The following is a 17,262-nucleotide window of genomic DNA, read 5'->3' on the forward strand; positions in this document are numbered from 1 at the left end:
AACGGATTGCTTACTTGAAGCGGTAGGTGATGCGGCCCTTGGTCAGGTCGTAAGGGGTCATTTCAACCAGCACCTTGTCACCGGCCAGAACGCGAATGCGATTCTTGCGCATACGGCCAGCCGTATGGGCGATGATTTCATGTTCGTTCTCGAGCTTTACGCGGAACATAGCATTGGGCAGCAGTTCCGTAACAACACCCGGAAATTCTAGGACTTCTTCTTTCGCCATGCGATACCTGTTTCTTTCTTCGGTAAAATGCCGCTCTCGAGCGGTCTTTCGGTCTGAATTTGCGCGGAACCTATATGATTAGGCGGCATTTGTGAACAACGGAATTCGGCGAACTTATTGCTCGCCAAAACGCAGCATGATCTGGCGCTTCAGGCGGTCGCGCACATCGCGATAGGCCGCCATGATCTGGCTTCTGCTGCCGGTTACCAATGTCGGGTCCGGCGTCGGCCAATATTCCACGTCAACCGAGAAGCCGCGCATGCGTTCCAGAACGGTATGGTGGGCAAGGGGCGTCAGCGTTACGATCAGGTCGAAATAGCCATCCGCGAGTTCCTCGAGGCCACGTGGCTGCCGGTTGTCGAGCGAGAGACCCTCTTCCTGAAGCACGGCATCGACAAACGGATCGCGCTCGCCCCGCTTCACGCCTGCGGACGCCACATAAATATTGGGTGGCAAGGCCTTTCTTGCAAGCAATTCCGCAATCGGCGAGCGGATTGCATTCTTGCCGCAGACGAAAAGCAGCGACGTGGGCAGGCGTCGTTTATGATCTTCCCTGTCTGTTTCGCTAAGCGTTACGGGAGGTACATCGGTGACGATCATCGATGATCAGCCCCTCCAGTGCAAAACGCAGACAAGGGTGAAAAGCCGTCGGGCCGTGTTGAAATCAACCTCGATCTTGCCCTTTAGCCGCGCTTGCAGCGTTTGCGATCCCTCATTGTGCAGGCCGCGCCGCCCCATGTCGATTGCCTCGATCTTGCTTGGCGTGGCCGAGCGGATCGCCTGATAATAGCTTTCGCAAATCATGAAATAATCGCGCACCACGCGGCGCAGCGGCGTGAGCGAGAGAATATGGGTCGCGACATCCTCGCCGGTTTCCCGTGCGATGGCGAAAATCAGCCGTGATTCCATCAGCGAAAGTTTCAGGCGATAAGGCCCGCCCGTATCGTCTCCGATCGGGTGGAAGGAGTTTTCCTCGATGAGGTCAAAAATGGCGACCGCGCGTTCATGCTCGACGTCAGGCGTCGAACGCCCGATGGATTCATCGAGCTCGACGTCAATAAGGCGCGCATTTGGAACACCGGCGGTCATGTCACCTCATAGGTTCAGCCGGATGGCGACGGACTGCGCATGGGCATCAAGGCCTTCGGCGCGCGCAATTTCGATTGCCGCAGGCCCAAGCACGCGCAGCTGATCGGGGCCGAGTTTGAGAAGCGATGTGCGCTTCATGTAGTCGAGAACGGACAGGCCCGAAGAAAAACGCGCCGAACGTGCCGTCGGCAGAACGTGGTTGCAGCCGCCGACATAATCGCCGATCACTTCCGGCGTATAGCCGCCGATGAAGATCGATCCGGCATTGCGGATTTTTGGCAGCAAGGCTTCCGGGTCGGCTGTCGCGATTTCCAGATGCTCGGCTGCAATGCGATTGGCAAGCGGAATGGCTGCCTCGAAATCCTCGAACAGGATGACAGCGCCGAAATCGCGCCAGCTTGCGGCGGCGGTTTCTGCGCGCGGCAGGTTGCGGAGCTGGCGTTCGACGGCCTCCTCCACCGCTATCGCCAGCGCTTCGTCATTGGTCATGAGGATCGACTGCGCGGCGGTATCGTGCTCCGCCTGGGCGAGCAGGTCAGCGGCGATCCAGTCTGGATTGTTGTCCTTGTCGGCAATGACCAGAACCTCGGACGGGCCTGCGATCATGTCGATGCCGACCGTGCCGAAGACGATGCGCTTGGCGGCGGCAACATAGGCATTGCCGGGGCCGACGATCTTGGCGACGGGCTTGATCGTTTCGGTGCCATAGGCAAGGGCAGCGACAGCCTGCGCCCCGCCGACACGATAGATCTCGGAAACGCCAGCCAGACGTGCTGCCACCAGAACCAGCGGGTTGAGAATGCCATCGGGGGCGGGAACCACCATGACGATGCGCTCCACGCCCGCCACCTTGGCGGGAACGGCGTTCATCAGCACGGAACTTGGATAGCTCGCCGTGCCGCCCGGAACATAAAGCCCAACGGCCTCGATAGCCGTCCAGCGCGAGCCGAGCTCGACGCCCAGCGCATCGGTATAACGGTCATCTTTCGGCAATTGCCGCGCATGGTGCTTTTCGATGCGCTCATGCGCAAGTTTCAGCGCCTCGATTGTGGAGGCAGGCGCGGTCTCGAAAGCTGCATCTATTTCGGCTTCGGTGACAGCAATGCCGGTTTTTTCAAGATCGATCCGGTCGAAGCGGCGGGAATAATCAATGAGGGCGCTGTCGCCTTCGCGGCGCACGCGGTCGACAATTTCCCGCGCCGCCCGATCAACATCTTCGGAGGCTTCGCGCTTGCCTGCCAGAAATGTCGCGAAATTGTTCTCGAAATCGGGATCGGTTTGTCTGAGCGTCTTGACCACGCTTCTATTCCTTCAAATCTGCCAAATCTGCTTGCCGGACCTGGTGTCCGGCTGACGAATGACGGTTGTGCAGAACCTGCTCTCAGACGTTATGGCGGGGAAGCGATTCCGTTTCCCATGCCGCGCCAAGGTCCGTCATTTGCGCCTCAATGCATTCCACTTCAAGACGGATAGCCGCATTTGCCGAAAAAGTCAGTTCTATTGTACCCGCGGGCGTTTCGCCGGCAGCGAACTGAACGGCCATCAGGGAAAGCACGTCTTCGGGCTTCTGGCGGTCTATCCCGGTTGCCTTGGCTGCAATGACGCGGTTGAAGTGCAAGGCGGTGCGGCGGCGCTGATATTGCGGCTTGCGCAGGAACCTCGGTTTGCTTTCTTCCCAGACGAAACGGTTTGCCGTCAGGACGAAGCGCTTTTCTTTGGCGAGATATTGAAGGTCGGATACTTTCAAAACCGCGTCCTGAAGATGAGCCGACAGGACCTGTAAATCCTCCTCATCCAGCGCCACGAGCTTCAGCATATCCATACTCCAACACCACTTTCCCGTTATCGGTTATAATAACTGTTCCCGGCAGCAGGGAAATCAACCATCTGTCTGCCACAGGTCCTGCACCCACCCGGTCGATTATCAACTTGGCACGCCGAAACAAAAAAATCGACAGGCTTTTCAAGCCTGTCGCTGTTCCGATAACGCCAGCCAGAAAAAAGCCGGAGCAACGAATGTCGCTCCGGCTGCTCACATCAACCGCTGATGCGTTCGACCGACGCGCCGCAGCGCGACAGCTTTTCTTCCAGTCGCTCGAAGCCGCGATCCAGATGATAGACGCGATTGACCATGGTTTCGCCCTCGGCGGCGAGGCCCGCGATCACCAGAGAAACCGATGCGCGCAGATCCGTCGCCATCACCTGCGCACCCTTCAGGCGCTCCACGCCTTCGACGGTTGCCGTCTGCCCGGACAGGGAGATTTTTGCGCCGAGACGCGCCAGCTCCTGCACGTGCATGAAGCGATTTTCAAAAATCGTTTCCGTGATGCGCGACGTTCCCTTCGCCTTGGTCATCAGGCCCATGAACTGCGCCTGCAAATCGGTCGGGAAGCCGGGGAAGGGGTCGGTGGTGACATCGACCGGCTGGATGCCGTGGCCGTTGCGCACCACGCGCAGGCCGCTATTGGTCTCGGTGATCTCGGCACCCGCCTGACGCAGCGTGTCCAGCGCCGACGACAGCAGGCTTTCCTGCGCGCCTTCCAGAAGCACGTCGCCGCCCGTCATGGCGACTGCCATTGCATAGGTGCCGGTTTCGATACGGTCGGGAATGACGCGAACGCGTGCGCCCGAAAGGCTGGTCACGCCTTCCACATGGATGGTGCTGGTGCCCGCGCCGCTGATCTTTGCGCCCATCGCATTGAGGCAGTCGGCAAGATTGACGACTTCCGGCTCGCGGGCCGCATTTTCGATGATGGTCTCACCCTTGGCGAGAGCCGCAGCCATCAGCATGACATGGGTTGCGCCGACGGAGACTTTCGGAAAGCGGTAGCGTGCGCCGACAAGGCCGCCCTTCGGCGCGCGCGCCTTGGCGTAGCCGTTTTCAATGTCGATTTCCGCGCCCAGCGCCTGGAGCGATTCCAGCAGCAAATCCACGGGGCGGGTGCCGATGGCGCAGCCGCCCGGCAGCGACACGGTTGCCTCGCCGGTGCGCGCCAGAAGCGGGCCGATGACCCAGAAGCTCGCCCGCATTTTCGACACCAGTTCATAAGGCGCGGTCGTGTCGACGATGTTGCGGGCGGTGAAGTGGATGGTGCGCGAATAGGCGCCGTTCTGGTGCTCGCGGCGTCCGTTCACCGAATAGTCGACACCGTGATTGCTGAGGATGCGGATCAACTGCTCGACGTCGGCCAGATGCGGCACATTCTCAAGCGTCAGCGTATCGTCGGTCAGAAGCGAGGCGATCATCAAGGGGAGAGCGGCATTTTTTGCGCCGGAGATCGGAATGATGCCGTTGAGCTTGTTGCCACCGACGATTTTGATGCGATCCATGCTGTGTCACCTTCTGGGCCGATACCTTGCCCGATATATTTGCACCAAATCCGGCGGCCGTCGCGGCGCGGAGGCGTTGCATCATGAAATTACGAGTCTTGCGGCCAAATTACGTCGATTACGAATCACGAGAGGACGATATAGCGGCCAGGAACAGAAATGAGCTTTTACCGCAGAGCCTCCCTATCTTCAAGGAAGGCTTTGCTGCTGTGATTCTCACTCAGTATCGCCGGAGGCGGCGGTAATGCCGTCGTTTCGTTCGTCGGCTTCGCCGGCGCGCCGCGATCTCAACTGCGCTTTCCGGCGCATCAGATTCGCACGCAGCTCCTCGGCACGGCGCTTTTTGCGCTGGTCGGACTGGATTTGTTTCTCTTTGTTGGTCGTATTTTCGCTCATGACGGTCTTCTACTACGTGAAAAAGGGCCGGAAAAGCGGCTTTCAGATGCGTGTCCTGCAGATTTCCACATTATGTGAAAAGAAATGCAATTGCTTGCTTGCGATTTGCGTAATGATGTGGCAGAAGTCCGCCGCACTCAAGAGATTGCTGCGGTAGCTCAGTGGTAGAGCACTCCCTTGGTAAGGGAGAGGTCGAGAGTTCAATCCTCTCTCGCAGCACCATTATTCCCCGGACATTCAAGGCAAATTTGGTTCCACCCTGTCGAGGGATGAAGAACAGATGCGCACCGGCTTACACGGGTGCGGCACAAATCTGGCACTGCCTTTTCTTATCCCGTTCTGAAATGCCGGTTTGCTCCAGCCTGTCGATCAAATCGAAGGGGATCGATACGGGCTCTTACGTCCCGCCTTCCTTGTTTTTCTTCTTCTTGCCCTCGTCATAATGAAACTTGATGGCGAAGAACATGGCCACGCCCAACACGATAACCTTGAAGGCCATCAAGCCTATAGGAATCCATTCCATTTAATCGCATTCCCGCGCTGCTATTTCCCGTGAATGGCACTAGCACAGTGTGGCTCAATGAACAGATCATATTTGGTTGATCCGGGTGAAACCGTCCATTTGCTCAGTTGGACGAGCATCCGGCTGTCACGCGGCTTTTCTTTCGCAGCCGGTCTTTTCGATGTATACTGGTTGCCTGATTGTCAGGGCTTCACGCGGATTATCCGCTGATCATGTGAAAGCCCGAAATTGGGTGCAGGCCATGTCCTGACCGCCGCCCTTGCCGTCAGGACTGCCCAACCCGCAGGAGGAGCGTCATGGCACAGTTTCATGTTATTGCAGGTCGAGACCAGTCAGACTTTTACCCGGACGTCAAACGCATCCAGATGGCGGATGTATTCGATGCCCTGCGTATGGGATTCGACGACTTCTGGGCGAAGCCGTCGCATTACGTTTTTCTTTGTCTCATATATCCGCTGGCGGGGTTGTTCATCACCTATTGGAGCACGAACGCAAATGCGCTGCCGCTTCTGTTTCCGCTGATGTCCGGCTTCGCCTTGATCGGGCCGGTTGCGGCCTTGCCGCTTTATGAAATGAGCAGGCGCCGCGAGGAAAAACTGGATGCGAGCTGGAGGCGGGCTTTCGATGTCAGCCATTCCCCGGCATTGCCGTCTATTGTGGCCGTCGGTTCCTTCCTTTTCGCAATATTCATTGCGTGGCTGTTGGTCGCCCAAAATCTCTATGTTCACTATTTCGGCCCCATGCCGCCCGAAAGCTTCTCGGTGCTGATGAACCAGGTATTGTCAACGGAAGAGGGACGCAGTCTGATTTTCGCTGGCTGCGGCATCGGCTTGCTTTTTGCAATCGCTGTCCTGTGCCTGACGATCGTCACCTTCCCGATGCTGCTTGATCAGGATTGCGGTGCGGCGGCGGCCATCGCGACATCGTTGCGCGTGGTCTGGCGCAACCCGGCGGAGTCGCTGCTTTGGGCGGCAATTGTAACCGTCATGCTGGTCGTGGGCTTTGCCACCATGTTTGCCGGACTGGCGGTGGTGCTGCCCATCCTTGGACATGCAACATGGCATCTTTATCGAAAGACGGTCGCATATGCGAGGCTAACGCTTTGAGCGCCGCTTCCGTTTGGCTGGTTTGAAAAAGTTTCCCGGAACGAACCGACGTTTGCGTGATTTTCTGATCTCGGACGGCGCATGACAATGGCGCGGCCGGCCATGGCATCCCTGCCTGTTGACTGCTCCGGGGGTTGCTTCAGCCGTTCTGGTCGCTAGCGTTCCTAAAAGTCCGATGAATAAAGCACGTCTTGAAATCATATTGTTCTCCCCAACCCACATTCATAACTATGAGGAAAATACGACACTATGTCGAGTCGGGAAGGGGCACGTTGCCAGAGTAACAATGGAAGGGGGCAAACTTCCTTGTCGGAAATAGCCAAATAATTCAAATACTTATGGAGAAAAGAATGGCGCACCCGAAAGGATTCGAACCTCTGACCCCCAGATTCGTAGTCTGGTGCTCTATCCAGCTGAGCTACGGGTGCTTGCCTTGGTGCCGCTCGCTGCGGCGATGGGCGGTTGATAATCGGACAAATCGCTAAATGCAAGCGTCTTCTTAGAAAAAAATGTGGTTCTGTGAAGATTTCTTGTCAGGCCTTGCATTTCCGGGCTTTTCGGCCAGAGCCGGCACCACGGCGGGCGTCTAGGCATTCTCTTCGGTGCGCTGGTTGCTGCGGTCTTCGTAGCGCATCTGCAAATCAGGGATGCGAATCTCGAAATGCGCGCCAACGGGCCGGTCTTCCCGAAGCTCGATCGTGCCGCCATGGGCGCGGACCAGTTCCTGCGCGATGGCAAGCCCCAGGCCGGTGCCGTCGCTGCGCGTCGAGCCGCGGAACGCCGTGAAAAGGTTGTCGCGCGCCTTTTGCGGCAGACCGGGGCCGGTATCCTCGACGCCGATAATGGTCGTTGTGCCGATTCTTCCCGCGGAAATCGTGAGTCGCTTGACCGTGGCGACATCGCTCGTCTGGTCACGCTCCATTGCCTGAACGGAATTTCGGCACAGATTGCTCAGGACGCGAAATAGCTGCTCCGAATCGACATTCAGCTCGAAATCTTCGGGGACAAGGTTTTCGAACTCTATGTTGCTTTCCGAGCGGAGGCTGAGCGTTTCCTGCACATCCGCGATGATTGCGTGCAGCAGAACGCGGCGCGGACGCGGGGGCGCTTCCTGCGAGCGGCCATAGGCCATCACGCTTTCGGAATAGCTGATCGCGCGGCTGAGCGTGCGAATGAGCTTGGGCGCGAACCGCTGCACCATCGGGTCTTCGGTGTCGGCAAGCCTGTCCGACATCAACTGCGCCGACGCCAGGATATTGCGCATGTCGTGGTTGATCTTGGAAACGGCGAGGCCGAGGTCGGCCAGATGCTTCTGTTCCTTCAGCGTGCGTTGAAGGTCGCTCTGGATATGGGATATCTGGCGCTGGGCGATGCCGAATTCATCCTTGCGGTTTTCCGGAACGAGAATGAGCGCGGGGTTGTCGGGTGACGACGCGAAGTCGATCATGTTGCGATGCATGATGCGCACCGGCCGCAACAGCATTTCATGAATGATCAGGTAGATCAGGCTGGCCGCTATCACGGAAATGATGAGGGATATGAAAGTCACGTTGCGCGCATAGACGAGCATGGCATGACGAAGCGGCGCATCGGAGGTTACAATTTCAATGATGCGGTCGGGAGAACCGGACGAAACCGAACCGAAGATTCGCAGCGTTCTGTCCCCGCCATTGAACAATGTGCCGAATGCGTCCCATATGGCCGCCGCTTCGCTGATATTGTTGAGATCGATGACCTGATCGATCTTGCCGGGAACTTCTGACATGGCGAGCAGGCGCGATGCGCCCGCTTCCCGCATGGCAATGGCCTTGGTGCCGGTGGCCAGAAGCACCTTGTTCTGGATTTCGCGCGGCACGTCCATATTGCCGCTGGCAGCCAGCACCTCGCTGACGGCGCCCACCGTGTCGAGCCGGGAACTCATCCAGCGCACGCGCATGCTGGCCACGGAGGGGACGAAAATCAGAACTTCGGTGATCAGCACGGCGAGTGCGGTGAGGAGCAGCAGCTTGTTTGAAAGCCGGTTGCGCCAGGGCAGCCGCGTGAACTGGGTTGGAGAGAGCCGCTCGACGGTCGCAGTCTGCGAGGCCGCTTCAGGGGAAGGCGCGCCCGTGTCTGAGGTCTTTTCAACAACCGCCATAGCCTGCTTCCAATTCAAGGCGAACCGGCCCAATTGCCGCGGTGCCTAAACCGGTCTGCCGTCGAAACGCAATTCATAAAAGTAGCCTCCTATACATGGAGCGGGCCGATAAATCCAACAACCTTTGTTTAAACGGTTAAAAACGCACCCGTTTTCCGCGAACTTCATGCGTTGCATTACCGAAATTTAACTCGACGGCCCGGGGGCTCTGTGCGAAATCTTGGGAGGAAAAATCTGGGTGTCCTCAGGTCGCCGGCCAGAGGATGCATGATTTGCGCAATGTGAAGGCAATCATCATTCTGATACTATTTGCTGGCATTTTCCGCGCCCGACATAATGGTTTCGAATACGAGGTCCGTCAGGGCGACGGCAAACCTCGCCGGAGAGCTGAATGAAATCCTGGAAGCAGATTGCCCTGTGCCTGCTCATCGCCGCTGCCGCCGCCGGTGGCTGGTATGCATACAAGAACCAGTCCGATGTTGTGGGAGCCGCCGCAACCGGCGGAGAAGCGCCCAGAAACGGCGGAGCGCGGTCTGCGCCGCTGGTCGTCGTTGAGGCAGCGGGCGAAGAGACCATCAACAACCGGTTGACGGCTATCGGTTCGGCACGGGCTCTCAGCACCGTATCGATAACGCCATATTCCAGCGGCTACATGACGAAGCTTTACGTCAAGGCTGGCGACATGGTGAACGAAGGCGATCCGATTGCCGAACTGGATGCCGAGACCGAGAAGATCGCGGTCGCCAAGGCAGAGACCGCGCTCAAGGATGCGCAGACGACCCGCCAGCGCATCGCAAAATTGCGGGCGACGAACACCGCGACGGAAGTCCAGGTGGTCGAAGCGGAACTGGCGGTTGCCAATGCGCAGCTTGCCTTGCAGGACGCGCAGCTCGCCTTGAGCCGCCGCACGGTCCGCGCGCCGATTTCCGGCATCGTCGGCATCCTTCCCGTCAATGTGGGCAACTATATTACCGCGCAGACTGCCATCGGCCGCATCGACGACCGGTCGAAAGTTCTGATCGATATCTGGGTGCCGGAACGGTTCGCGCCGCAGATCAGGGCAGGCCAGCCTTTGACCGCGGAATCGACCGCTTTCCCCGGCGAGACCTATAGCGGAGAAATCAACGCTGTTGACAATATGCTGGATGAAGCCAGCCGGACATTGCACGTGCGCGCAGAAGTCCCCAACACGGAGGATCGCCTGCGTGCAGGCATGTCGTTCTCCGTCACGGTTCTTTTCCCGGGCGACCGCTATCCTTCGGTCGATCCGCTGGCCATTCAGTGGGGCGCCGACGGTTCCTATGTCTGGCGGGTTGAAAACGGCGTGGCCAAGAAAATCGAGGCCCGTATCGTTCAGCGCAATTCCACCAACATCCTCATAGACGGCCCGGTGAAGCAGGGCGACATGATCGTCACGCAGGGCGTCCAGACCGTGCGGGACGACGCGCCTGTTCGCGTGAAGGACGAACAGGGCACGGCATTGGCTGACCCTGCGTCGGCAAAGCGGACCGCAGGATGAGGATGCCAACGTGACCGGTCACAATTCTTCATCCGACAAGGGCGGGTCAACGGCGCTGTTCATTCGCCGTCCGGTCTTTGCATTCGTTATCAACGTTCTGATCGTTGTCGCGGGTCTGGCGGCCTTCACGGGCGTCGATATCCGCGAACTGCCGGACGTCGACCGGCCCGTCGTGACGATCAGCACGGACTTCAAGGGCGCGTCCGCCGAAACCATCGACCGCCAGCTGACGCAGGTTCTCGAAAACGCCGTGGCGCGCGTCTCCGGCGTGAAATCCATTTCCTCCACCTCGTCCTTTGAACGAAGCCGCGTCACGGTGGAGTTCAATGACGGCGTGGACCTCAATGTCGCAGCCGCCGACATGCGGGATGCGATCTCCCGCGTTGCCAATGACGTGCCGGAGGAGGCGGACCCTTCACGCATCATCAAGGCAGACTCCAATGCCGATGCGGTGATGCGTCTGGCGGTGACCTCGGACACCATGTCCGTCGACGACATGACGGTGCTGGTGGAAGACCAGATACAGGATATCCTGTCAGCCGTGCCGGGCGTTGCGGACGTTCAGGTCAATGGTGACCGCGACAAGATTTTTCGCATCGACATCAATCAGGCGCGCCTTGCAAGCTACGGTCTGACCATTGCCGATATAACCAGCGCGCTATCTTCCATGGGGCTGGATGCGCCGGCGGGCTCGCTGCGCAGCGCCGATCAGTCCATCGTGGTCCGGGCGACGGCCAATCTGGAAAAGCCGGAGGATTTCGAGAACGTCTACATCAACGGACACACGCAGATCCGCGATGTCGCGACCGTCACGCTGGGGCCGGATATCGAAAGTTCGGCCGTCCGCTCCAACGGCAAGACCGCGATCGGTCTCGGCATCGTCCGTCAGGCGCAGTCGAATACGCTCGACATTTCGCAAGGCATTCGCGCAGCGGTCGCCAATCTGCAAACGACCTTGCCCGCGGGCGTCAATATTGCTGTCACCAGTGACGACGCGAACTTCATCAATGGCGCTATCCACGAGGTGGAAATCGCGCTGATCGCGTCGGTGATCATCGTCGTTGCCATCATCTTCATGTTCCTGTGGGACATACGCGCCACGCTCATTCCGGCCCTGTCCATGCCCGTTGCCCTGATCGGCACAATTGCAGCCATCTATCTGGCGGGCTTCTCGGTCAATATTCTTACCCTTCTGGCGCTGGTGCTCGCCACGGGTCTGGTGGTGGACGATGCCATTGTGGTGCTGGAAAACGTTGTCCGGCGCCGCAATCAGGGCATGGGGCCGCGCGCCGCTGCCGTGCTCGGCACGCAGGAAGTCTTCTTCGCCGTTATCGCCACCACGCTCACATTGGCCGCCGTCTTTGTGCCGATTTCATTCTTGCCGGGTCAGGCAGGCGGCCTGTTTCGCGAGTTCGGTTTCGTTCTGGCGATTGCCGTCCTCCTGTCGTCCGTGGTTGCGCTGACGCTCTGCCCGATGCTCGCCTCCCGCTTTCTCAAGGAAGGCAATGGCGAGGACAGCGGCCATGGTCCGCTTTTCCTGCGCCGGATCGGCGGGGGACTTGCTGCCTTTTACCGAAAGACGCTGCATATCTGTCTTTCAGCGCCTTTTGTCGTCGTGCTCGTCGCTTTGCTTTTCGCGGGCGCATCCTATGTCGGCTATGGCCTGATCCGTCAGGAACTGACGCCATCGGAAGACCGCGCCGTTGCGCTGCTGCGGGTCAACGGACCCCAGGGCATCAGCGTCGAGTTCCTTCAGTCGCAGCTCGACAAGATCGAGGAGGCGATCCAGCCCCTGCGCGACAGTGGTGAAATCACCACCACCTATGCCATTGCGGGTTCGGGTGGAGCCTCCAATAACGGCTTTGTGGTCCTGACGCTGGCGCCGTGGAAGGAACGCGCGCGCAGCCAGCAGGAAATCATGGCTGACATCACCCAGCGTATTAAGGGCATAACGGCGGTGCGTATCTTTACCACCCAGCCCAACAGCCTTGGTATTCGCGGCGCGGGCAACGGCTTGCAATTTGCCATCGTCGGCAGCGACTATGCCAAGCTGCAGCCTGCGGCGCAGGCGGTCGTCGCCGCGCTGGAAAAGGACCCGCGCTTCGTGCAGCCGCGCCTTTCCGTGGAAGCGACCCAGCCGCAATTGTCCGTTGAGATCAATCGCGAGCGGGCCTCTGATCTCGGCATCGACATCACCGGCCTCGCCAATGCGGTGCAATCGGTGCTCGATGGCCGCAAGATCGGATCGGTTTATGTCGGGGATCGCAGCTTCGATGTGAAACTCGTTGCCACCACCAATCCGATCAACGATCCGACCGATCTTGAAAACATCTTCATGAAGACGTCGGACGGCCGTTATGTGCCGATGTCATCCATCGCCTCGGTCGTCGAAAAAGCGGTTCCGCCGCAGCTTGATCGCGAAACGCGCCAGCGTTCGGTCTCGATCACCACAAACCTGCGCAACGATTTCGCCCTGGGCGATGCCTATAAGGCCGCGCAGGAAATCGCAGCGCCCCTGTTGCCGCCGGGAAGCCACATCATTCCGCTGGCGGAAGCTTCAACGCTCAGCGAAACGTCAAGCGGTCTCGCCATGGTGTTCGGCTTTGCCATCGTCATCATTCTTCTGGTGCTGGCAGCGCAGTTTGAAAGCTTTGTCAGTGCGCTGATCGTGATGGCGACAGTTCCCTTGGGGCTCGGTTGCGCGGTTTTCGCCATGCTGCTGACCGGCACCAGCCTCAACGTCTATAGCCAGATCGGCCTTGTGCTTCTGGTCGGCATCATGGCCAAGAACGGTATCCTGATCGTCGAGTTCGCGGATCAATTGCGTGACAAGGGCTTGAGCGTGCGCGAGGCAATCGAGGAAGCATCCAACATTCGTCTTCGCCCCGTCTGCATGACGATGATCTGCGCTGTTCTTGGCGGCGTGCCGCTGATTCTGGCGAGCGGCGCCGGTGCGGAAGCCCGCGTGGCTCTGGGCTGGGTCATCGTTGGCGGCCTTGGTCTGGCAACCATCGCGACGCTCTATGTGACGCCGGTCGCCTACCTCCTGCTCGGGCGCTTCACGCAGCCCAAGGCAGAGGAAGAAGCGCGGCTTGAGCGGGAACTCGACCAGGCGCTCAAGGAAAGGCCGCGAGGCGGCGGCGCTGCTGAACCCGCGGAGTAAACTTGGAAGAAGAAACCGGCCTTTTGGGCCGGTTTCTTTTCATTTTGAGCTTGATCACTTCTTCATGGCGTCGGTGATCTTCGCGGTCCACGCGCCTTCCGGTTTCTTGGTGATGACAGGATCGGAACCGCCGCCGAGAAGGGTTTCCACCGTGCGGTCAGCGGCTGCCACGTCAAGGGTGCCATCGGAACCGTCGACCAGCTTGCCGATTTCCTTGACCATACGCTCCTGAACCTCCTTGGTTTGCGCGCCGGAAGCATCATTGTCGAGCACGATATCCGCTGCCTCGCCCGGATTTTCAGAAGCGTATTTCCAGCCCTTCATCGAGGCGCGGACAAAACGGGCCAGCTTGTCGACCATTGCCGGATCGTCAAGGCTCTTTTCCAGCACGTAAAGCCCGTCTTCCAGCGTGGCTACGCCCTGTTCCTCATACGGGAAGACGACAAGCTGATCTGCCGGAATGCCTGCATCGATCACCTGCCAATATTCATTATAGGTCATGGTGGAAATGCAATCGGCCTGCTTCTGGATCAGCGGGTCGACATTGAAGCCCTGCTTCAGCACGGTCACGCCGTCCTTGCCGCCCTCGGTCGGGATTTTCAGGTGGTTCATCCAGGACAGGAAAGGATATTCATTGCCGCCAAACCACACGCCAAGCGTGCGGCCCCGAAAATCTTCCGGCTTGGTGATGTTGGTGTCCTTGCGGCAGGTCAGCATCATGCCGGACTTCTTGAAGGGCTGGGCGATGTTGACGAGCGGGACGCCTTTTTCGCGGGTGGCGAGCGCCGACGGCATCCAGTCGACCACGACATCCGCCCCGCCGCCTGCGATAACCTGCGGCGGCGCCACGTCAGGCCCGCCCGGCTTGATATCGACGTCCAGATTTTCTTCCTCGTAGAAGCCCTTGTCCTTGGCCACGTAGTAGCCGGCGAACTGCCCCTGCGTCACCCATTTGAGCTGCAAGGTCAGCTTGTCGGCAGCCATTGCCGAACTGCTCATCAGAGCGAGCGCCAGCCCCGCAGTGCCAAGGCATAAGGAAATTGCCTTTTTCATTTTCAGTTCTCCTCTGGTTCTTTTTTTATTACGTGCATTTGGCCCGAAAACCGGTTCCCACTTTTCGGAATGCACTTTGGTCCACCTTATTTTTGCGGATGCCAAATATTCAGGCTTATGCCCTCCTGTATGAAGGGTGCCAGAATGTCACTTTGCGCTCGATCAGCGCGATCAGCCCGTAAGAAAGCGATCCGGCAAGCGCAGCCACAAAGATTTCCGCCCAGACCATATCCACATTCATCCGCCCGATTTCGGCGGAGATGCGGAAGCCCATGCCGACAATCGGCGTGCCGAAAAATTCCGCCACGATCGCGCCGATCAGCGCCAGGGTGGAATTGATCTTGAGAGCGTTGAAGATGAAGGGCATGGCGGCTGGCAGACGCAGCTTGAACAATGTCTGCCAGTAGTTCGAGCCGTAGGTTTCCATCATGTCCCGTTCCATCGCCCCGGTGCTGGCAAGGCCCGCAACCGTGTTCACCAGCATCGGGAAGAAGGTCATGATGATGACGACCGCCGCCTTTGACTGCCAGTCGAAGCCGAACCACATCACCATGATCGGCGCGACGCCGACAATGGGAAGCGCTGCGGCCAGATTGCCGAGCGGCAGCAGCCCTTTGCGCAGGAAAGGAATACGGTCTGCGATAATGGCGGTGATGAAGCCAAGGCCGCACCCGGCGACATAGCCGATGATGACGGCCTTGAGAAATGTCTGCCTGAAATCCGCCCAGAGGATCGGCACGGACGCCGCGATACGCGCCCAGATTGCCGAAGGCGCTGGCAGGAGAACCTGCGGAATGGCGAAGAGCCGGACCGTTACCTCCCACAGCAACAGCATTGCGATGCCGAACAGCGCGGGCACCGCGATATCCAGCATCTTCTGGCCGAGTGGATTGCGGGTCTTCAGGCTTGCCACCCAACCCACGACCAGCCATGAGAGGGCGATCAGCGCTACGACGGAAAGAATGCCTGTCATCATGCGGCTGCCCTTTCCGGCTTCGCGCCCATGCGCCGGTTGACGATCCCTGCGGCAATGCCGATCAGGGCCACGAGAACAGCGGCCATCAATGCGGCTGCAACGAGTGCCGCCCATATCTGCACGGTCTGTCCGTAGTAAGAACCTGCAAGCAGGCGCGCGCCGAGACCGGCGACCGCGCCGGTTGGCAACTCGCCCACAATCGCGCCGACGAGGCTGATAGCGACCGCGATCTGCATGGAGGTGAAGAGAAACGGCATGGCCGCAGGCCAGCGCAATTTCCAGAATATCTGCGATCTCGATGCATTATAGGTGCGCATAAGGTCGAGATGCATGACGTCAGGCGACCTCAGCCCCTTCACCATGCCGACAGCGACCGGGAAGAAGGAGAGATAGGTCGAAATGATCGCCTTGGGCAGCAGGCCCGATATGCCGATGGCGTTCAGCACCACGATAATCATTGGCGCGATGGCGAGGATCGGGATCGTCTGCGATGTGATGATCCACGGCATCAGGCTTTTGTCGAGCGTGCGGGAGTGCACGATGCCGACAGCAAGGAGAACGCCGAGCGCCGATCCAAGCACGAAACCCAGCAAGGTGGAGGATAACGTCACCCAGCCGTGATAGACGAGGCTGCGCTTGGAGCTGGGCTTGACCCCGAAGACGGTCTTCCAGATTTCTTCGGCCACCTGATGCGGCGCAGGCAGCACCGGCCGCTCCTGATGCATCGTGTTGGCGACGAGCGTGGAGAAGGTGATTTCCCTCCCCGCGCGCGCAGCCTGATCACGCTCGAACGGCGCATTGAGAAACGCCGCAAGCCCATACCAGAGCGCGATGATGACGATGAGGATCGTCGTAACCGGGATCAGCTTGTCGCGCTGGAAGGGGGCCTCAGTCATGGATATGCCCCAGCCGAAGCCCTTCGCGAACGCGATGGGCGATCTTGAGAAAGGCTTCCGATTCCCGGATTTCCAGCGGCCTGTCGGGGCCAAGGTCGCAATCGATGATTTCATGAATCCGGCCCGGACGCGGGCTCATGACGACAATCTTGGTCGAGAGAAACACGGCTTCCGGGATCGAATGCGTGACGAAAATCACGGTCTTGCGGGTCGCTGCCCATAGCTTGAGGAGCTGTTCGTTGAGATGGTCGCGCACGATCTCGTCCAGCGCGCCGAAAGGTTCGTCCATCAGCAGCATGTCCGGGTCGAAGGACAGCGCACGGGCAATCGATGCGCGCTGCTGCATGCCGCCTGAAAGCTGCCATGGATATTTCTTGCCGAAGCCCGAAAGATTGACGAGCGCGAGGTTCTTTTCGATCCGCTCGCGCCGGTCTGCCTTGGAGAACCCCATGATCTCCAGCGGTAGGCTGATATTGTCTTCGATGGTGCGCCAGGGAAACAGCGCCGCCGCCTGAAAGACATAACCGTAGGACCGGTCGAGGCGGGCCTGTTCCGGTGTTTTTCCGTTCACGGTTACGGAGCCGGAAGTGGGCTGTTCCAGATCGGCGACCACGCGCATCAGCGTGGTCTTGCCGCATCCCGAAGGCCCGATGAAGGAGACGAACTCGCCGCGCTTGACGGCGAGGTCTATATTGGAAAGCGCGTGGACCGGCCCGTCATTGGTCTCGAAGACAAGCGACAGGTCTTTGATGTCGATCACGGTCTGCGCATTTGCCTCGCCCCTCTCCGGGGCCATGCTGTCATTCAAACTCATGCGCGGTTCCCGAAGCTGGACGATGGCCATG

Annotated in this window: 16 protein-coding genes and 2 tRNA genes; 4 read left to right on the forward strand and 14 right to left on the reverse strand. The window is 59.1% G+C overall.

The features are described from left to right. Positions 1-10 precede the first annotated feature (10 nt). The 7 genes from infA to F9K78_RS12165 all read right to left on the reverse strand — a co-directional run bounded on the left by infA (position 11) and on the right by F9K78_RS12165 (position 5,044). Positions 11-229 (reverse strand): translation initiation factor IF-1, encoded by a 219-nt coding sequence (gene infA, locus F9K78_RS12135; RefSeq protein ID WP_002965531.1) that lies wholly within the window; start codon positions 227-229, stop codon positions 11-13. 114 nt (positions 230-343) lie between these two features. Then, a complete protein-coding gene (locus tag F9K78_RS12140) occupies positions 344-829 on the reverse strand; it encodes an arsenate-mycothiol transferase ArsC (RefSeq protein WP_235925417.1) in 486 nt (161 codons plus the stop codon). 6 nt (positions 830-835) lie between these two features. After that, entirely contained in the window at positions 836-1,318 is a 483-nt protein-coding gene (locus F9K78_RS12145; RefSeq protein ID WP_006465974.1) for a UPF0262 family protein, read from the reverse strand. 6 nt (positions 1,319-1,324) lie between these two features. Further along, positions 1,325-2,617: a histidinol dehydrogenase gene (hisD, locus tag F9K78_RS12150; protein ID WP_121985685.1), complete on the reverse strand. Its 1,293-nt coding sequence runs from the start codon at positions 2,615-2,617 to the stop codon at positions 1,325-1,327. 82 nt (positions 2,618-2,699) lie between these two features. Further along, the gene (locus F9K78_RS12155) at positions 2,700-3,140 is read right to left on the reverse strand and encodes a DUF2948 family protein (protein ID WP_121985684.1); all 441 of its coding nucleotides are present in this window, start codon (positions 3,138-3,140) and stop codon (positions 2,700-2,702) included. 215 nt (positions 3,141-3,355) lie between these two features. Then, positions 3,356-4,648, reverse strand: a complete 1,293-nt coding sequence (murA, locus tag F9K78_RS12160) for a UDP-N-acetylglucosamine 1-carboxyvinyltransferase (protein ID WP_121982858.1) — start codon at positions 4,646-4,648, stop codon at positions 3,356-3,358. A 216-nt stretch (positions 4,649-4,864) separates the two neighbouring features. Continuing rightward, positions 4,865-5,044 carry a hypothetical protein gene (locus F9K78_RS12165; RefSeq protein ID WP_121985683.1) on the reverse strand — a complete coding sequence of 60 codons (180 nt, stop codon included), beginning with the start codon at positions 5,042-5,044 and terminating at the stop codon, positions 4,865-4,867. Between the two features lie 147 nt (positions 5,045-5,191). Between F9K78_RS12165 and F9K78_RS12170 the strand changes: the two genes are divergently transcribed. Next, a tRNA-Thr gene (locus F9K78_RS12170) sits at positions 5,192-5,266 on the forward strand. A 175-nt stretch (positions 5,267-5,441) separates the two neighbouring features. Here F9K78_RS12170 and F9K78_RS22235 read toward each other — a convergent pair. Next, a complete protein-coding gene (locus F9K78_RS22235; RefSeq protein ID WP_006465979.1) occupies positions 5,442-5,567 on the reverse strand; it encodes a hypothetical protein in 126 nt (41 codons plus the stop codon). Positions 5,568-5,863: 296 nt separating this feature from the next. Here F9K78_RS22235 and F9K78_RS12175 point away from each other — a divergent pair, with 296 nt between their 5' ends. Next, the gene (locus F9K78_RS12175; protein WP_121985682.1) at positions 5,864-6,673 is read left to right on the forward strand and encodes a DUF2189 domain-containing protein; all 810 of its coding nucleotides are present in this window, start codon (positions 5,864-5,866) and stop codon (positions 6,671-6,673) included. Between the two features lie 351 nt (positions 6,674-7,024). On the opposite strand, the gene F9K78_RS12180 is transcribed toward F9K78_RS12175, so the two are convergent. Together F9K78_RS12180 and F9K78_RS12185 are read right to left on the reverse strand one after the other, a co-directional pair. Beyond that, positions 7,025-7,101: transfer RNA gene (locus tag F9K78_RS12180), tRNA-Arg, on the reverse strand. A 158-nt stretch (positions 7,102-7,259) separates the two neighbouring features. Further along, entirely contained in the window at positions 7,260-8,810 is a 1,551-nt protein-coding gene (locus tag F9K78_RS12185) for a sensor histidine kinase (RefSeq protein WP_151682222.1), read from the reverse strand. A gap of 391 nt (positions 8,811-9,201) precedes the next feature. Here F9K78_RS12185 and F9K78_RS12190 point away from each other — a divergent pair, with 391 nt between their 5' ends. Next, entirely contained in the window at positions 9,202-10,329 is a 1,128-nt protein-coding gene (locus tag F9K78_RS12190; protein ID WP_121985681.1) for an efflux RND transporter periplasmic adaptor subunit, read from the forward strand. 10 nt (positions 10,330-10,339) lie between these two features. After that, on the forward strand, positions 10,340-13,492 hold the full coding sequence (locus F9K78_RS12195) for an efflux RND transporter permease subunit (protein WP_121985680.1): 3,153 nt from the start codon (positions 10,340-10,342) through the stop codon (positions 13,490-13,492). A gap of 54 nt (positions 13,493-13,546) precedes the next feature. Here F9K78_RS12195 and F9K78_RS12200 read toward each other — a convergent pair whose 3' ends face one another. The 4 genes from F9K78_RS12200 to F9K78_RS12215 form a co-directional block, all read right to left on the reverse strand. Further along, positions 13,547-14,545 (reverse strand): ABC transporter substrate-binding protein, encoded by a 999-nt coding sequence (locus F9K78_RS12200; RefSeq protein ID WP_121985679.1) that lies wholly within the window; start codon positions 14,543-14,545, stop codon positions 13,547-13,549. Positions 14,546-14,660: 115 nt separating this feature from the next. Further along, positions 14,661-15,521, reverse strand: coding sequence for an ABC transporter permease (locus F9K78_RS12205; RefSeq protein ID WP_121985678.1), 861 nt, complete (start codon positions 15,519-15,521; stop codon positions 14,661-14,663). Continuing rightward, a complete protein-coding gene (locus F9K78_RS12210; RefSeq protein ID WP_151682223.1) occupies positions 15,518-16,417 on the reverse strand; it encodes an ABC transporter permease in 900 nt (299 codons plus the stop codon). The genes F9K78_RS12205 and F9K78_RS12210 overlap by 4 nt, the downstream gene beginning before the upstream one ends. Further along, the gene (locus F9K78_RS12215; RefSeq protein WP_376903272.1) at positions 16,410-17,213 is read right to left on the reverse strand and encodes an ABC transporter ATP-binding protein; all 804 of its coding nucleotides are present in this window, start codon (positions 17,211-17,213) and stop codon (positions 16,410-16,412) included. The genes F9K78_RS12210 and F9K78_RS12215 overlap by 8 nt, the downstream gene beginning before the upstream one ends. Between the last annotated feature and the right edge of the window lie 49 nt (positions 17,214-17,262).

Origin of the sequence: Brucella pseudintermedia, from assembly GCF_008932435.1 — a bacterium.
Classification (GTDB): Bacteria; Pseudomonadota; Alphaproteobacteria; order Rhizobiales; family Rhizobiaceae; genus Brucella; species Brucella pseudintermedia.

Coding starts and splice junctions, on each gene's coding strand:
- infA (WP_002965531.1), bottom strand. CDS start 229: ATGGCGAAAGAAGAAGTCCTAGAATTTCCGGGTGTTGTTACGGAACTG.
- F9K78_RS12140 (WP_235925417.1), bottom strand. CDS start 829: ATGATCGTCACCGATGTACCTCCCGTAACGCTTAGCGAAACAGACAGG.
- F9K78_RS12145 (WP_006465974.1), bottom strand. CDS start 1,318: ATGACCGCCGGTGTTCCAAATGCGCGCCTTATTGACGTCGAGCTCGAT.
- F9K78_RS12155 (WP_121985684.1), bottom strand. CDS start 3,140: ATGGATATGCTGAAGCTCGTGGCGCTGGATGAGGAGGATTTACAGGTC.
- murA (WP_121982858.1), bottom strand. CDS start 4,648: ATGGATCGCATCAAAATCGTCGGTGGCAACAAGCTCAACGGCATCATT.
- F9K78_RS12165 (WP_121985683.1), bottom strand. CDS start 5,044: ATGAGCGAAAATACGACCAACAAAGAGAAACAAATCCAGTCCGACCAG.
- F9K78_RS22235 (WP_006465979.1), bottom strand. CDS start 5,567: ATGGAATGGATTCCTATAGGCTTGATGGCCTTCAAGGTTATCGTGTTG.
- F9K78_RS12175 (WP_121985682.1), top strand. CDS start 5,864: ATGGCACAGTTTCATGTTATTGCAGGTCGAGACCAGTCAGACTTTTAC.
- F9K78_RS12185 (WP_151682222.1), bottom strand. CDS start 8,810: ATGGCGGTTGTTGAAAAGACCTCAGACACGGGCGCGCCTTCCCCTGAA.
- F9K78_RS12190 (WP_121985681.1), top strand. CDS start 9,202: ATGAAATCCTGGAAGCAGATTGCCCTGTGCCTGCTCATCGCCGCTGCC.
- F9K78_RS12200 (WP_121985679.1), bottom strand. CDS start 14,545: ATGAAAAAGGCAATTTCCTTATGCCTTGGCACTGCGGGGCTGGCGCTC.
- F9K78_RS12205 (WP_121985678.1), bottom strand. CDS start 15,521: ATGATGACAGGCATTCTTTCCGTCGTAGCGCTGATCGCCCTCTCATGG.
- F9K78_RS12210 (WP_151682223.1), bottom strand. CDS start 16,417: ATGACTGAGGCCCCCTTCCAGCGCGACAAGCTGATCCCGGTTACGACG.
- F9K78_RS12215 (WP_376903272.1), bottom strand. CDS start 17,213: ATGGCCCCGGAGAGGGGCGAGGCAAATGCGCAGACCGTGATCGACATC.